Below are 15,927 nucleotides of genomic sequence, written 5' to 3'. Positions count from 1 at the left end.
CGCACCCTGTCGTTCTTATTGTGGGATGTGCTGGCCGGACATGAAGCTAATCAGCGCCAGGAACTGTTCCTCTGAACACTGCACGCACTGGCCCATCGGTGGCATGCCGTTGTAGCCGTTGATCGCGTGATCGAGCAGCGTGTCGGCGCCCTGCATCACCCGAGGCTCCCAGGCTTTGCTGTCGCCGGTCAGCGGTGCCCCGGCCGCCGGGTTGGCGTGACAGAGCTTGCAACTGTTGTCGTAGACCTGCGCCAGCTCGGTGTCGGCGGGCCTGGCGGTAGCCGCGTCAATGTGCGTTGCCCGGGTTTTCGGCTCTTCGCCACACCCTGCGAGCAACACCACGAGCCCCACCAGGGCAAAACAGAGGCTAGGCTTTTCACTGAATCGGCGTGCCCGCATGGCGTTCCTCTCATGGGGTGCCCGGTCAGCCGGGTGCACCGTTTATTGTTGTGATCAACAGAGCTCAACACTAAGGCACCCGGCGTGGGCGGGTTGAGGGCATTGGGGGCCAACAAGGGGGGCTTCTGAGGCCATGACCGCTGCGCCATGAAATCCGCGCGCCATCACGCACCGGCACAAAACGCTGAGATGAGTCATGACAAGCGAGGCCGAGGTCTGCTAAAACGATTCATCAGTGCATGACCCAATTCAGAGGGGGTAGCGATATGACCACAGCCAACATTCTCGACAACCTGTTTCCGAGCCTCGCCGACATCCCGGAAAAGTACCGCCTCGATGGCCAGACCGAGCAGCGCGAGTACCTGGTCGATGGCGAACTGAAAACCTGGGACGGGCCGCTCGCCCAGGTCCGCAGCCCGGTGTACCTGACCGGCGCGAATGGCGACGAGCAAGTGATCCTCGGCAGCACGCCGCTGCTGGACGCCGACACTGCGCTGACCGCGCTGGACGCCGCCGTCCGTGCTTATGACCGCGGCCAGGGCTTGTGGCCGACCATGCGCGTGGCCGAACGCATCCAGCACGTCGAAGCCTTTCTGGGTCGTATGCGTCAACAGCGTGAGGCGGTGGTCAAGCTGCTGATGTGGGAGATCGGCAAGAACCTCAAGGACTCGGAAAAAGAGTTCGACCGCACCTGCGATTACATCGTCGACACCATCAATGCCTTGAAGGAACTCGACCGCCGCTCCAGCCGCTTCGAGCTGGAACAGGACACTCTCGGCCAGATCCGTCGCGTCCCGATGGGCGTGGCTCTGTGCATGGGCCCCTACAACTACCCGCTGAACGAAACCTTCACCACGCTGATTCCGGCGCTGATCATGGGCAACACCGTGGTGTTCAAACCGGCCAAACTCGGCGTGCTGTTGATTCGTCCGTTGCTGGAAGCGTTCCGCGACAGCTTCCCGGCCGGGGTGATCAACGTGATCTACGGCAGCGGCCGCGAGACGGTCAGTGCCTTGATGGCCAGCGGCAAGATCGACATCTTCGCGTTTATCGGCACCAACAAAGCCGCCAGCGACCTGAAAAAACTCCACCCAAAACCTCACCGGTTGCGTGCGGCGCTGGGTCTTGATGCGAAGAACCCCGGCATCGTCCTGCCTGAGGTCGATCTGGACAACGCGGTGAGTGAAGCGGTGACCGGCTCGCTGTCGTTCAACGGCCAGCGCTGCACCGCGCTGAAAATCCTCTTTGTCCACGAAGACGTGGTCGAAGCGTTCATCGAGAAATTCAACGCCAAACTTGCCAGCCTCAAACCCGGTATGCCGTGGGACAGCGGCGTGGCGCTGACCCCGTTGCCGGAGTCGGGCAAGGTTGATTACTTGCATTCGCTGGTCGCCGATGCCGAAAGCAAAGGCGCCAATGTGGTCAACCCCAACGGCGGCATGGCCCGCGCCTCGTTCTTCTACCCCGCGGTGCTGTACCCGGTGACCCCGCAGATGCGTGTCTACCAGGAAGAACAGTTCGGCCCAGTCATCCCGATCGTGCCGTACCGCCATTTGGACACGGTGATCGATTACGTCCTGGAATCGGACTTTGGCCAGCAGTTGAGTATTTTCGGCACCAACCCGGTGGCGGTCGGCCGACTGGTGGACACGTTCGCCAACCAGGTCGGGCGCATCAACCTCAACGCCCAATGCCAGCGCGGTCCGGACACCTTCCCGTTCAACGGGCGCAAGAATTCGGCCGAAGGCACGTTGTCGGTGCATGATGCCTTGCGGGTGTTTTCGATCCGCACGTTGGTCGCGACCAAGTTCCAGGAGACCAACAAGGACCTCATCAGCGAGATCATCAGTGGACGCAGTTCGAGCTTCCTGACCACCGATTACATTTTCTGAGGACACCGAGCCTGAGTACCTTCAGCCATCGATTGCCACCGCTGCTGCGCCGACTGCTGCGTCCATTGCTGGACCCGTACCGGCGCTATCGCCACGCCAGACTGATTCATGCGGTGCGGGTCTCGCTTGGGTTGCTGGCAACGATCCTGCTGACCACCGGCATCCATTTGCCGCACGGTGAATGGGCGTCGGTGACGATGCTGGTAGTGATTGGTGGCTTGCAGCACCACGGCAACATCGGCAAAAAAGCCGCCGAACGGGCCATTGGCACGTTGATCGGGGCCGGCGTCGGTCTGCTGCTTGTCGCGCAACAGGCCTGGCTCGGAATGCCGTGGCTGACCTATTTCGCCATGTCGGTTGTGTGCGGGGTTTTCTCGTATCACGCCATTGGCAAGGGAGGCTACACGGCGTTGCTCGCGGCGATCACCGTATTTATCGTCGCCGGGCACGGTGACAACCCGGTTACGGACGGCTTATGGCGTGGGGTGGATATTCTGATTGGCATCGCCTTGGCGCTGGCGTTTTCCTTTGCGTTGCCGCTGTATGCGGTGTTTTCCTGGCGCTACAAACTGGCCGATGCGCTGCGCGATTGCGCGACGATCTACGGGCGCATCATCAATGGCCAGCCTGTCAGCGATGACGACCACCTCAAACTCATGGGGCGCCTGAATTCGGTGATGGTGCAATTGCGCTCGCTAATGCCGTCGGTGTCCAAGGAAGTGAAAATCTCCATGACCGAACTGGATGCCATTCAGCGCAATTTACGCATGTGCATCAGTACCCTGGAAATTCTTGCCAACACTCGCCCGGACCCCAGCGACTCGAACGCCATGGCGCAATTGCAATCGGCAATGACTGCCGAGCATCGGCAGATCCGCGTGCAATTGATCGGGATGGCGCGGGCATTGAAAACCGGTGCGTCGCAACGGCTGAGCCGGCCCGTCGACTTGCCGCCCGCTTCAAGTCTCGAAGCGCCGGTCTACAGTCCGCTCGACGGTTATCGGCTGCTGACCCGACAGTTCGCCGCCAACATCGGCGAGATGCGCCAGCGACTGGCCAAGACCGCGCCGCGCTGGAACATCTGACGTTACTGAGCCGCCAACTTACGCGATTTGAAGCCCCAGCCCTGTTGCATACCGGCGGCGGCCAGCAAAATCGCCGCGACGCCGAGCCACTGCAACGGTTCCAGACGATGGCCGAAGGCAAACCAGTCGACAAAAATCGCTGCAATCGGGTAGATGAACGACAACGCCCCGGTCAACGCCGTCGGCAGTTTCTGAATCGCGCCGTACAACAGCACATACATCACACCGGTGTGGACGATGCCCAGCGTTACCAGGCTGGCCCAGGCACTCGGCGCTTGCGGCAGCGCTGAAAAGTGCGCGAACGGTGCGAGCAACAGCACCCCGGTGCAGACCTGGATCAAGGCGATCAGATGGGGTGGCGTACCGGTCAGGCGCTTGATGATCAGCGCGGCAATGGCGTAAAGGAATGCAGCACCCAGCGCCAGACCAATCCCCATCAGGTAATCATTACCGCTCTCGCCCTGCCCGCCATGGGCGCTGACAATTGCGAGCATCCCGACAAAGGAAATGCCCAGCCAGAACAGCTTCTGCAGGGTGATCTTTTCGTTGAGGAACAACGCGGCCAGGCCCACCAGCATGAACGGCTGCACGTTGTAGACCGCCGTGCCAATGGCAATCGAGGCGCGCGAATAGGATGCGAACAACAGCACCCAGTTGCCGACAATCGCCACGCCGCTGAGCACCGCCAACAGGAAAGTGGTACGGGTCAGAATGCCGGGACGGAAGAAGCCGAACGCCGCGCAAATCATCAGCAAGGTGCCCGCCCCGAACAGGCAGCGCCAGAACACCACGTCCAGCACCGGTTGCCCGGACACCAGCACAAACCAGCCAATGGTCCCGGAGATCAGCATGGCGGCGCTCATCTCGAATGAGCCGCGACGTATTGATTTGTCCATCTTCAGACTCCTGTGTTTGAGCGCAAAGTATGCCAATCCACCCGGGGGCTTCTCCAGCGCAAAAAGCAGGCTAAACTCGGTTTCTGCCTTTTTTATCAAGGCAGTTTCAATTTATTGCCTTACAGAGGTTTCGCCATGACCGACGATATCGACCAAGTGCTGATCAGCGCCTTGATGGAAGATTCACGGCGCTCGCTCAAGGCGTTGGCGCACCTCAGCGGCTTGTCCTCGCCCAGTGTCGCCGAGCGTCTGCGCCGCCTCGAAGAACGCGGTGTGCTCAAGGGCTACACGGTGGAAATCGATCCGAAATGCTTCGGCTATCAACTCCAGGCCATCGTGCGGATTCGTCCTTTGCCGGGTCAGTTGCAGGAAGTGGAGCGACAGATTCAGGCAATCCCCGAATTCACCGAGTGCGACAAAGTCACGGGCGACGACTGCTTCATCGCGCGCCTGCATGTACGCTCCATGGAACAACTGGACACCCTGCTCGACTGCCTCAATACCCACGCCGAAACCAACACGGCAATCGTGAAGAAGACTCCGGTCAAACGCCGGTTGCCACCGATGGCGTAAGTGATGTTTGCTCTCGACTGGCGTAGATTGAGGTTTTTCCGGCGAAAGATTGGCGGTATGAAAACCCAGGCAATGCTACTGGCGGCGCTGATACTGACGGGCTGCGGCACGATTCAAACGGCCGTGCGCGGTGACGAAGTGGCGTCTAAAAGTCTTAAGGATCAGAAATCCTATTGCGGCGCCATTCCGCGAATCTACAGCGGTGTGACTTATGATTTTTGCAGTCTGAATGCGCCGCTGCAAAATGGACTGGATGCACAAACCCACACCAACGCTCCAGCCATCGTGCTGATTGACGTGGTGATGTCCGGCGCACTCGACACCTTGCTGCTGCCCTACACCATTTACCGCCAACAGGCCGATGGCAACATCGTCATTGCCGAGTAACCCTGAATCCCAGGCAATAAAAAACCCGCCTAAGCGGGTTTTTTACTCAAGGCCTTCGATCAATCATCGCGGCTCATGATGCCAAACAGCTGCAACAAGCTGATGAAGAGGTTGTAGATCGATACATACAGGCTGATGGTCGCCATGATGTAGTTGCGCTCGCCGCCGTGAATGATGGCGCTGGTCTGGAACAGAATGCAGACCGAGGAGAACAGCACGAAACCTGCGCTGATCGCCAGTTGCAGGCCGCTGATCTGGAAGAAGAAGCTCGCCAGCGTCGCACCCAGCAGCACGAAGAAGCCTGCAGTGATGAAACCGCCGAGGAAGCTCATGTCCTTGCGGGTAATCAGCACGTAGGCTGACAGACCACCAAACACCAGCGCCGTCATCGCGAACGCCGAACTGACCACTTCAGCGCCGCCCTGCATGCCCAGGTAGCGGTTGAGGATAGGGCCGAGCAGGAAACCCATGAAACCGGTCAGGGCAAATGCCGACACCAGGCCCCAGGCCGAGTCACGGAGTTTGTTAGTAAGGAAGAAAAGGCCATAGAAGCCGATCAGCACCACGAACACGTTCGGGTAGCCGACACGCATCTGCTGAGCGACGAACGCCATCACGCCGCTGAATGCGAGGGTGAGAGCGAGCAAGCCGTATGTATTGCGCAGGACGCGGCTAACCTCTAGCTGCTCAGCCTGCACGCTGTTATTAACTGCGTAATCCTGTTCGCGCATGGCGACACTCCTGTTGGTATGAAACGTTCAGTCGCAAAGATCATAACAGACGCTCTGTAACAAGCTATGCAGAGAGTTTGACAGTGTGTTTCATTCAGGTATTATGGCGCCCGCAACGCAAACGGAGGTGTGGCCGAGTGGTTTAAGGCAACGGTCTTGAAAACCGTCGACTGTAACAGGTCCATGAGTTCGAATCCCATCGCCTCCGCCATATTTGTACCGACAAAGCCCTGATTATTCAGGGCTTTGTCGTTTCTGGGGTTTGAAGGAACCAGCGCCACTCGGCACGTGTTCCATTACTATCCTGGATAGCGTTCCAGAACTAACCCGCATTTACCCTCTTCCGGTGTCCTGCCGATCGTTAAAAATCCTTCATGTAATGCGATGCTACGCTGCCCTCAAAAACGAGGAATCGCGATGCCACATTCAGCCCCTCCCCTCCCTGCTATACCAGATCAACGTAAACCAACTCGCCCTAGAGGCCGCCATCCTGGAGCTTTGCAATTGGGTCGAGGCCCGCGGCTCGTAAGTGTCTGGCAGAAACACCTTAAGGCCGCCTGCATCAGCTGTCGCCTAGCTGCATGACATGAGCGGCATGAGGAATATCTGTTCGTATGAAACCACAACGCAGATAAAACGCATCGACCTCGGGCGTATCAGTAGAAAGGTGCCCGTTACGAAAGTGGAGAGCCGCATGAGTCAACATGCACCGCATTCATCGTCCTTGTTTTGGGGGAAGACTTATTAGTAATCGTACCTGGAGCATGTCTCGCACAGATCAAGCGGGCATCCACTGATGTGGTAAAAGCTGCTCAATCTCACTGGCCTTCTACATTGGCAACCGCGTCAGCACATCTTTGAGGTAAGCATACGGATCATGCCCATTGATCCGAGCTGACTGGAATCAGCCTCATGATCGCCGCCGCCCGCTTGCCACTGCGCAGCGACCCAGCAAACAACCAGTTCGACCGCCCAAGCGCCCACGACCGAATCAAGTTTTCGATCTGGTTATTTATGCCATAAGCGCGGCGGCATAAACCTATACCAGTTCGCCGCCCTCCCCCTGCCAGCAAGATGCCCTTACCTACGCTGCAGGTTCATCATTCCGGGGTCGGTGATGTGCATGTTTTCAAGTGAGAATCCTCAGCACTGCTCTGCTGAGCTATTTTCGCCTTTTAAATAAAGGCATTTTCTTACGTGCATCATTAATCCACATGTCGAGTCGTCCCTCCATCTGCGGCAGGTTCAATCGATGAAGAAGATCCCCCCCCGTCATGGGCCGGGCGAAAAAATAACCCTGCCCGACAGTGCAACCCAACGCCAACAACATCACGCGTTGCTCGTCGGTTTCAATGCCTTCAATGACCACCGACATACCCAGTGATCGCCCCAAAGCCAACGTGCTGCTAATCGCTGCCTGGCAGGGTGGTTCCTGGTCAATCGATCGAACAAACTCAGAGTCCAGTTTGATTTCGTTGAAAGGCAGTTGGCAAAGACGAAGTAACGATGAAAAACCCGCGCCAAAATCATCGATAGAAAGAAGGCATCCCAGCATTCGTAAACGATAAAGGTTCTCAAGGCTTTTTACAGGAACTTCCAACAAACCGCTTTCCGTCAATTCGAACGTAATGGTCGAACCCAATGAACCATAAGCGGCCATCAGGACTTTTATTTCGCAGGCCAGGTTATGGTTCTTCAGTTGCGATGCTTGCAGGTTAAAGGCGAAGTTTAATAATTTTCCTTGCTCTTTTATGTATCGTTGCAGCTTTAGACTTTGCTGCAACTGGTCAAATAGAAACTCATCCAGCAGGTCACAATTCTCTAGCACCGGCAAGAAACTCGAAGGAGGCAAAATCCCTTTGGACGGATGTTCCCATCGAGCCAATACCTCAACACCTTTAATTTCACCGCTATTCAAGATGAATTTCGGCTGAAAGTAAGAACGGAACTCTTTCGCCGCGAAAGCGCGATGTACTTCAGACTCATCTACAACCTCTACAACCTTCACAACTTCCTCAACCACCGGACTGACGACCGGCCTCACCATGTACTTTTTAAGCATCAGCTCCAAAACATCAACCTTTAACGGCTTACCGATATCCCCCAGTAAATCAAGCCTAAGTAGATTAATGAGCCGTTTGACTGTCCGCCTTAAATCGGCAGTAATAGAGCTGTTTATGATGACAGCCTTCACCAGAGTCGAATCGCTGATTTGCTGAAAAAACTCGACGCCGTCCATTCCATCCATTTGCAAATCACATAACGCAATATCTACCGGCCCAACCCTACTTAGAACATCAAGAGCCTGTGTACCATCCGCTGCTTCGAACACCTCCTTGCAACCCAAACGACGGAGCATGGTGACCGCTACCGACCGCAGGAATGGATGATCCTCAAGAACAATTACACGAAGCGGATAAATAGGCATTTGATTGATTCTCGACAGTTTCGTAAGCCATAGTGCTGCATCGGATCATTGAGAAAACCAGGAAATAGACTTAGATGATGTAGGGAATTTCCATATCGCTGATGCGCACTAAAGTAAGAACAGGTGAGAAACGGCAAGGGACGCTTCAGAACGGCCCTGAACGCGCCCATATACCGTCGGAATCATTAACTCCGTGGAGGGACTCGCGAAGAACCGTTCGAGACAATGACTTCAACACGACGATTGAGCTGCCGTGCGCTTGCCGTGCTGTTTCCAGCGACTGGATACTCTTTACCGTAACCTTGGGCGATTATGCGCGCCCGATCCACCCCCATCTGGGTCAGAATAAATGCCACAGCACCTGCACGTCGCTCGGAGAGCGCCTGGTTCAAACTTTCACTGCCGACTGTGTCAGTGAATCCTTCGATACGCACCTTTCGATCTGGGTTGGCTTGGAGAAAAGCTGCCAATTGCTGTACATCGCGCCGAGCACCCGGTTTGAGATCGGACTTACCAGTATCGAACAACACATCACCGAAGGTAATAACCTGCCCCCGTTCGGTCTGCTTGGCATTGAGGGCCTGCAAAGCCTTCAGCTGCTGAGTCCTTACATCCAATTGCACCTGGGTACGTTCAACGTCGATATTCTTCAGGCCTACTTCGGCCACACGACCTTTGATTACCTGTTCAGCCAGCGCGATTTTCTGCGTGGCAAGGTAAGCCAATTGATCGATTCCCGAGTCCTTGCGATTAGTGTTGGACAACACGTCAGCTTTGCTCAGTGCAGCGAAGGCATCTTGAGTTTCGATAGGCGCAAGGGTGCTGGACAACGGATTACTCTGTAGCATCGAGTATTGGCTACGTGCTTCCAGCAATTGAGCGTTTTCCGGAGTGGTGGCGCAGCCCGCCAGCACCAGGCTGATGGCGGAGGCTAGCGGCAACAACAAGTAATTACGCATGGCTAATCCTCAACGAGTCTGGTTATTAGAAGGCGCGAAACCTGCGGATGGCGCTTGCAGCAATTCATTCTTGAAAACTTGAATTCCGCTTTGGGCATCCTTGAGGTCTTTTTGGACTTTTACGGTAGTAGCGATGCGTTCAGCCAGGTTGGCATCTACTTGAATCTGTTCTGCCAGCTCTTTAACCTTCACATATTTCTTTTCGCCAATGGCCCGCTCCATCAAAAACATTTTGTCCTGCGCCGTTTTCATTTGCAGCGGGGCGTATTGAGTCGCGCCCGCCGACACCGCACGGTTCACCGCATCTTTGGAAAGAGAAATGGCATCACTAGGAATCGGTGCACTGGCACAGGCGCTTAACGTGGCCGCTGTAATCAACAGCAGTAACGGGGCAGCGACTCGTGTGTAGGGGATTCGATTAATCATTCAATGCTCCAACCACTGCAGTTAAGAAACTTTCAGAGGACAACAGGCAGTGATTTTGCGCGACTGAATGGTGAGAATATCGACGTAAATTCCTTAGAACCTGTAGGGAATTTCCCAGTGATGCCCCGGGGACACTTAAATTTCAGGCAAAAAAAAACGGCATAAAGCTGGGCAAATGGAACAGTATTTTTTACCACGGATAGCGGTGACCCAGTGTCATGCCCCAAGGCTGCTCAATGTCCAATCGCGTGGTAATTTTATATCAGAGGAAAGAGTTGGCTCCCTGCATCAGCCGGTGGCGCATGGACATGTCCTGAACGATAAAACCGTCTAAATGCAGATATCAGTTTTTCCAAGGCGAATATCAAGACTCGTCGCAAGCCCCTTCATTTCCTCGTTCAAACTTGCCACAGCCAACTCTAGCGCCTCGTCACCCGCAAGCCCTTCACAGACCACCTCCAGTTGCTCACAAGCTGCAATCAGTCCATGAGCCTTGATGATCCGAGCGCCCCCTTTGATTTTGTGTGCCAGATCGCTTAGCGCTCGAAAATCCTCTTCAAAGAAAATCACTGGCAGACGGGCAAGATCCTCAGCGTTGCTTTGAGCCAAGTCACCTAATAAGCTTTTCATTGCTTCGATATCGCCGCCTACCAGTTGGTCAAGATTGCTGAAATCGAAAGCGGCGGATTGCATAAGCTCCGTCCCTTCCACGACCGAAGAGACAATGGGAACGTTGACGAGAGACAGCCGATTGCTTAACGCCTTGAGACTGATGGGTTTGAACAGGCAATCGTCCATGCCGGCTTCCAGGCAGCGGTCTTTTTCATCTGGCAACGCATTGGCAGTAAAGCCCATGATCAAGCAACGCGATTTACCTCGCTGTTGCTCCTCAATACGTATCGCTCTAGCCATTGCATAGCCGTTCATGATCGGCATATTGCAGTCGGTAATGACTACATCAACCCGGTTGTTTCGCCAGGCGCGCAAACCGTGTGCACCGTCTTCGCACTCGATGATTTGGTGTCCCAGATAGCCCAATTGCTTGGACAGGAGCTGGCGATTGGCGGGGTAGTCGTCGACGATCAAAATGCTCAACATCTGATGAGGTGACTGCGGCACAACGCTCGGCGCCTTCCGCTCGGGCAATGCTTGAAGAACGGGTAACTCAAGCAGCACTTCAATCTCGGTGCCCTTACCCAGCTCGCTTCTCAGGCCTAACACCCCGCCCATCATTTCACACAATGTTCGACTGATGACCAAGCCCAGGCCGGATCCGGTTCTCGCGGACTGATCGTTATTGCTGGCTTGAATAAATGGGCTGAACAGGCGCTCCTGATCTTGCGCGCTAATTCCCATTCCAGAGTCTTCTACCCGCAAGCGAACCGATAAATAACCTGTGGCGCTTGATGGCAGCACTTCAAGGATCAAACGAATTTGGCCCTCTGTGGTGAACTTGATGGCATTGCTGAGCAGGTTGGAAACGATCTGTTTGAAACGCAACGGGTCTATCAGCACGTCACAATTAATGTGAGTATCTAAATCCAGCAGCAATTGCAGGTGTTTCTGACGTGCCAGACCATCAAAAACCCGAACCAGGGATTCCATCAGTTCTCGCAAGTTGGTCCTTTCCGGCGCCAAAGAAAGTTTTCCTGATTCGATACGGGCGATGTCCAGGATGTCGCCAATCAGATCCTGTAGTCCGAGCGCGGCACCAGATGCGACTTCGATAGCAAAACGATCCAGCACGCCTTGATCTGCCTTTTTCAGCGCAAGCTCCAGCATGCCAATGATCGCGTTCATTGGCGTGCGAATCTCATGACTTATGGTTGCGAGAAACGTTGTCTTCGCCCGATTGGCGTTGTCCGCGATATGCCGGGCTTCATCGGCTGCTTCTCGCGCTTCTTCGACCAGTCCAAGTAGACGCTGGCGCTCGCTGACATCTATCCATCCCGCGATCAACCCGATCACTACACCGTTCATGTCCCGGTAAGGCAGCATCCAATGATAAATGGTAATGACCTGCCCGCTTGCCAGGGTCAATTGCCGGTCTTCAATCCTGGATGAGCCGCTGGACATGACCTTCAGGTATTCATCATGGTAAGACCGCGCCTCCTCCGGGTTCGCAAAAGTGGTTTCGGTGATTCGCTTGTTCATCGCCGCTTCGCGCTTTAGGCCAAAAACGTCCAGATAGCCGGTGTTGCAAATCACCATGCGCCCTTCACGATCCCGCACATAGATGGGATGAGGAGTGCCATCGATCAAAACCCGCATGAACTCTAATTGGTTGTTCAATGCTAGCTCCGCCGCTTCGCGCTTTCGGATCAATTTCCTTAAATAGGTAATCCAGCCGAGCGCCAGCAGTAATAGCACGGAGGCCACGGCGAACCCCTGCAGGATGAGTGCACGGTTACGCAGCCAGTAACTGTCCTCGACAATGACATCGCTGTGCCAACGGTTGGCCAGCTCACCCATTTCCTCCGGAGAAATGCTTAATAGCGCCTTCTCCAGAATTGAATACAGTTCCAGTGCTCCGCGCCCCGTCGCCAGTGACACACGAGAGGGTACATCGCCCACGGTGCTGGAAACTTGAAGGCGATCACGGTATTGCCGAGAGATCATGTAGCGGGCGCTAAGCAAGGAGTTAATTGCCCCTTCGACCTTACCGCTGGCCACCATCTCCATGGCTTGCGCGGCGTTATCGGCATCAACAATCTGAATCTGCGGATAACGAGTGGTCAGGAATTCGCGCAGAATGTTCCCTTTGATGAGTGCCAGTTTTTTACCCGCCAGCTCTTCGAGAATGCCGGGGCTACCCTTGTCCATTCTGCTGACAAGCACATAGGGAGTCGTGAGATAGGGTCGCGTGAAACGCATCTCGTCTTCACGGTCTGGGCTTGGCGTAATAGCTGCGAGCACGTCGGCCTTGCCGCCGCGCAACTGTTCGAAGACTTGCGCCAATGAATGGCTGCGCACGACCTCAAACTTCAAACCGGTTCGCAGGCTGATCTTGGCCAGCACATCGGCACTGATACCTCGAAACTCGCCTTGGCCGTCGAAGAACGACATTGGCAGAAAACTCTCGACCACGGCGACCTTGACCTGAGGATGCTCATCCATCCAGCGCTGCTCCCTCTCGGTTAATTGCAGCAGGCGTTGACCGGGCATACTGATTTCTGTGGCGCCCCAGCGCCGAAGTATGTTTAAACGCTCATTCAGGGGAATGGCTGCCAACGCTGCATTAACGATGCGGTGCAATGGATTGTTTTCTCGCGGCATGGCAAACGCGAAGCGGCTACCTTCCATGGCAGAAAAGCCGGCTAGTTGCATGTTGCTCAGGTAGTTGCGGGTGATCAAATAGTTGGCACTGATTGCATCACCGAGGTAGACGTCCGCTTTACCAAACGCGACGGCCCCCATGGCGCTCAGTGTCGAGGGATAGAGTTGAAGATCGGCGTCAGGATAGAAATCACGAACTTGCTGCGGTGGCAGATAGTGATACAGCATCGCAATTTTTTTGCCCTTCAGATTCATGTTCGGTGGCAAGCGGTCATCGTTACGAGTCACCAGCGTTGGCTGATCATCGGCATATGACGACGACATGAGCAAATCAGAGTCTATTTCTTCGAAACAATTTGCCGTGCCGAGTAGATCCAGTTCCTTATTTTTCAAAGCCTCAACTACTTCGGCGCGGGAGTCGAAGCGACGGATTTCGATTTGGATGCCCAGCAACTCGGAAAGCAGCTTAACGTAGTCGGCCGTCATCCCCTCGTAGTTCCGGCCGTTGCTGGTTATGTCGAACGGCGGGTAATCCGGAGTCGAAATTCCCAATCGCAACGTACCTTTCTGACGCAACCAGCGCCAGTCCGCCTCATCCAGCGAAACGCTGTAATGCTCCACCTTTGATCTGCCCAAAAGCTGCAAGGCGTCGTTTTGCGAAGCAGCGGACGCGACCATCCAAAATGGGCATAACACGAGCAGAACGATGAGGAAGCATTTCAGGGGACGGCCCATTAGATAACGGCGTTCCGTTTTGCCATTTCCGAAAGATGAACGAGGGAAGTGATATTTAGCTTTTCAATCAATCGGGCCTTATACGTACTAATAGTCTTGTTGCTGAGCAGCATGGATTCCCCAATTTGCTTATTGGTCAGGCCCTGGGCGAGCTGTTGCAATATCGATAACTCACGATCAGACAAGCTTTGGATCAGCATCGATTCAGTTGCCTGGGCGTCATCCTTGCGCACTGAATTGACAGTCAAATCCGGAAAAAAAGTGTAGCCGGACTTAATGGCATTAATTGCCTTTACCAGCTCACTGAGTTGATCTGCTTTTGAGACGTAGCCTGCCGCCCCAGCCTTCATGCAGCGCAAGGAATAGAAGACGGGAGATAATGAAGTCAGTACCAGGACTTTCGTGGGAAGCCTGAGCGATGTAATGCGATTCAAGGCATCGAGCCCATCGACGCCTGGCATAGCGATGTCCAGAAGGACCAAATGGGGTGAGTGCTCACGAGCGAGCTGCACCGCGTCCGCACCATTGCTAGCCTCGGCCACGATTTCATATTGTTCTTGCTTGAGCAGCATTTTGACAGCAGAGCGAATGAACGGGTGATCGTCGACAATCATGGCTTTTAACATTTGAACCTCCGGAAACTACAGACAACACACAGCGCGCACGAAAATAGGCAGGGGTTCGCGCCGCACCTGCAACTCGTGTCGGAATAATAGGCTTATAGGGTTCGACTAGAGAATCAATTTGTGTCTTAAGCTATCGTGGAACAGCAATATCGCCGTGCGTCCCATCTCAGACCAACCTGGCCACGCCATTTTCAGAGCGGTTTGCGAGCCAGCTAATCAATTGGTGGGCGGTCATCGGTTGAGCAAAGTGAAAGCCCTGACCAAGCTCACAACCTGCTTCTTCCAATGACTGACAATCTTCTGCGTTGCCGATACCTTCAATGACCAGCTCCATATTCAATGACCTAGCGAGAGCAAGTGTGCTCGTGATCACCGCTTGACTTCGCGGCTGCTGAAGACTGTTAACGAACTCGCTATCGAGTTTGATCTGGGTGAATGGCAACTGGCAAAGAAGCTTGAGCGAGGAAAAACCGGAGCCGAAATCGTCGATGGCCAAGCCGCAACCCATGATGCGTAGTTTCACCAGGCTTTCTTGGGTTTCAGACTGAAAATCGAGCAAGCCGTTTTCAGCAAGTTCAAAAATCAAATCCGAACCGGGCAACTCATAGCGTTTAAGAGCCTGTTGAATATGCTCAGTCAAATGGCTGGCCCGAAGCTGCGAAGCGTGCAGATTGAACGCGAACTTCAGTGCTGATCCGTTGCGATGAAGCATGCTGAGAAGGCTCAAGCCTTGCTCCAGCAGTTGCATGAACATTTCATCGATCAAATCATAGGCGAGCACGGCTGCAAGAAAATCCTTCGGCATCAGCAAACCCCGTGAGGGATGTTGCCAACGGGCTAGAACTTCGGCACCCGCTACATCGCCATTGACCAGTACGAATTTTGGCTGGTAGTAAGCACGGAACTCACCCAAATCCAGCCCTCGAAGAATCTCCTCCCTACCGGGTAATGTACACATGAGTTCTGACGGAGGTGAATCCTGTGTACCTTCCTGGTCATACAGCAATAGCATTTTCTGCAGAACAGAGGCCTGTACTGGGGTGTTCATCACACCCAATAAGTTAAGACCGGAAAACTCAGCCATTTGCCCAAACGCACGATGCAGCTGCGGCTGCAAGTCACTGAATAGCACCACCGCCCGGACCAGACCCAGCTGACCTGCGAAATTGAGAAACTCCAGACAATCCAGGCCCTGCAGGCTTAAATCACACAGGGCAATATCCACGCTCTCTTTTTGGTGCAAAAGCTCCATGGCTTGCGCACTGTTACTTGCCTGCAAAATCTCCGACAAGCCCAGCTGCCGCAATGCAGCGACTATCAGGCTGCGTTGAAACGACTGTGCTTCTAAAACTATAACGCTTGGAAAGGTCATCAATCGCCTGCCATTACTCATGGGCTAAGGCGTCACATATTGGGAGCAAAGTGGGGGGGTTTGAGCAAGGCAGTTCCGACAACCCTGTAGGGAATTTCTCAAGATCACAGCACTTCAATACAGTGAGTCACGCCACAGAGAC

Annotated in this window: 13 protein-coding genes, 1 tRNA gene and 1 pseudogene; 5 read left to right on the top strand and 10 right to left on the bottom strand. The window is 54.6% G+C overall.

From position 1 onward, the window contains the following. Nucleotides 1-15 precede the first annotated feature (15 nt). Entirely contained in the window at nucleotides 16-399 is a 384-nt protein-coding gene (locus tag D882_RS0113450) for a cytochrome c5 family protein (RefSeq protein WP_027923735.1), read from the bottom strand. Nucleotides 400-665: 266 nt separating this feature from the next. On the opposite strand from D882_RS0113450, the gene D882_RS0113445 reads away from it, so the two are divergent. Together D882_RS0113445 and D882_RS0113440 are read left to right on the top strand one after the other, a co-directional pair. Further along, nucleotides 666-2,291, top strand: a complete 1,626-nt coding sequence (locus tag D882_RS0113445) for an NADP-dependent glyceraldehyde-3-phosphate dehydrogenase (RefSeq protein WP_027923734.1) — start codon at nucleotides 666-668, stop codon at nucleotides 2,289-2,291. A 41-nt stretch (nucleotides 2,292-2,332) separates the two neighbouring features. Continuing rightward, on the top strand, nucleotides 2,333-3,376 hold the full coding sequence (locus D882_RS0113440; protein ID WP_032833532.1) for an FUSC family protein: 1,044 nt from the start codon (nucleotides 2,333-2,335) through the stop codon (nucleotides 3,374-3,376). Nucleotides 3,377-3,378: 2 nt separating this feature from the next. Here the strand turns inward: D882_RS0113440 and D882_RS0113435 are convergent, their stop codons facing one another. Then, nucleotides 3,379-4,272: a DMT family transporter gene (locus tag D882_RS0113435; protein ID WP_027923732.1), complete on the bottom strand. Its 894-nt coding sequence runs from the start codon at nucleotides 4,270-4,272 to the stop codon at nucleotides 3,379-3,381. A gap of 135 nt (nucleotides 4,273-4,407) precedes the next feature. Between D882_RS0113435 and D882_RS0113430 the strand changes: the two genes are divergently transcribed. Together D882_RS0113430 and D882_RS0113425 are read left to right on the top strand one after the other, a co-directional pair. Further along, on the top strand, nucleotides 4,408-4,845 hold the full coding sequence (locus tag D882_RS0113430) for an Lrp/AsnC family transcriptional regulator (protein ID WP_027923731.1): 438 nt from the start codon (nucleotides 4,408-4,410) through the stop codon (nucleotides 4,843-4,845). 57 nt (nucleotides 4,846-4,902) lie between these two features. Beyond that, entirely contained in the window at nucleotides 4,903-5,232 is a 330-nt protein-coding gene (locus D882_RS0113425; protein ID WP_027923730.1) for a YceK/YidQ family lipoprotein, read from the top strand. 59 nt (nucleotides 5,233-5,291) lie between these two features. Here D882_RS0113425 and D882_RS0113420 read toward each other — a convergent pair whose 3' ends face one another. Further along, a complete protein-coding gene (locus tag D882_RS0113420; protein WP_027923729.1) occupies nucleotides 5,292-5,963 on the bottom strand; it encodes a Bax inhibitor-1/YccA family protein in 672 nt (223 codons plus the stop codon). 123 nt (nucleotides 5,964-6,086) lie between these two features. Between D882_RS0113420 and D882_RS0113415 the strand changes: the two genes are divergently transcribed. After that, a tRNA-Ser gene (locus D882_RS0113415) sits at nucleotides 6,087-6,174 on the top strand. A 618-nt stretch (nucleotides 6,175-6,792) separates the two neighbouring features. On the opposite strand, the pseudogene D882_RS1000000132045 reads toward D882_RS0113415, so the two are convergent. The 7 genes and pseudogenes from D882_RS1000000132045 to D882_RS01000000131085 all read right to left on the bottom strand — a co-directional run. After that, nucleotides 6,793-6,976, bottom strand: a pseudogene (locus tag D882_RS1000000132045) (transposase domain-containing protein); the annotation flags it as partial. Between the two features lie 149 nt (nucleotides 6,977-7,125). After that, the gene (locus D882_RS01000000131100; protein WP_050590194.1) at nucleotides 7,126-8,391 is read right to left on the bottom strand and encodes an EAL domain-containing protein; all 1,266 of its coding nucleotides are present in this window, start codon (nucleotides 8,389-8,391) and stop codon (nucleotides 7,126-7,128) included. Nucleotides 8,392-8,576: 185 nt separating this feature from the next. Continuing rightward, the gene (locus tag D882_RS0113400; RefSeq protein ID WP_027923728.1) at nucleotides 8,577-9,350 is read right to left on the bottom strand and encodes an OmpA family protein; all 774 of its coding nucleotides are present in this window, start codon (nucleotides 9,348-9,350) and stop codon (nucleotides 8,577-8,579) included. A gap of 9 nt (nucleotides 9,351-9,359) precedes the next feature. After that, a complete protein-coding gene (locus D882_RS01000000131095; RefSeq protein WP_032833520.1) occupies nucleotides 9,360-9,776 on the bottom strand; it encodes a DUF4398 domain-containing protein in 417 nt (138 codons plus the stop codon). Nucleotides 9,777-10,106: 330 nt separating this feature from the next. Further along, entirely contained in the window at nucleotides 10,107-13,787 is a 3,681-nt protein-coding gene (locus tag D882_RS01000000131090) for a transporter substrate-binding domain-containing protein (RefSeq protein ID WP_032833519.1), read from the bottom strand. Further along, complete coding sequence (locus D882_RS0113385) at nucleotides 13,787-14,413, bottom strand: response regulator transcription factor (RefSeq protein ID WP_027923727.1); 627 nt, start codon at nucleotides 14,411-14,413, stop codon at nucleotides 13,787-13,789. Before D882_RS0113385 ends, D882_RS01000000131090 begins: the two co-directional genes overlap by 1 nt. Before the next feature lie 166 nt (nucleotides 14,414-14,579). After that, a complete protein-coding gene (locus D882_RS01000000131085) occupies nucleotides 14,580-15,785 on the bottom strand; it encodes an EAL domain-containing protein (protein ID WP_032833518.1) in 1,206 nt (401 codons plus the stop codon). Nucleotides 15,786-15,927 lie beyond the last annotated feature (142 nt).

Origin of the sequence: Pseudomonas sp. URMO17WK12:I12 (assembly GCF_000514395.1) — a bacterium.
GTDB classification, from domain to species: domain Bacteria; phylum Pseudomonadota; class Gammaproteobacteria; order Pseudomonadales; family Pseudomonadaceae; genus Aquipseudomonas; species Aquipseudomonas mucoides.
The sequence above is the reverse complement of the archived record's forward strand: the minus strand, read 5'-3'. Positions and strand labels throughout refer to the sequence as shown.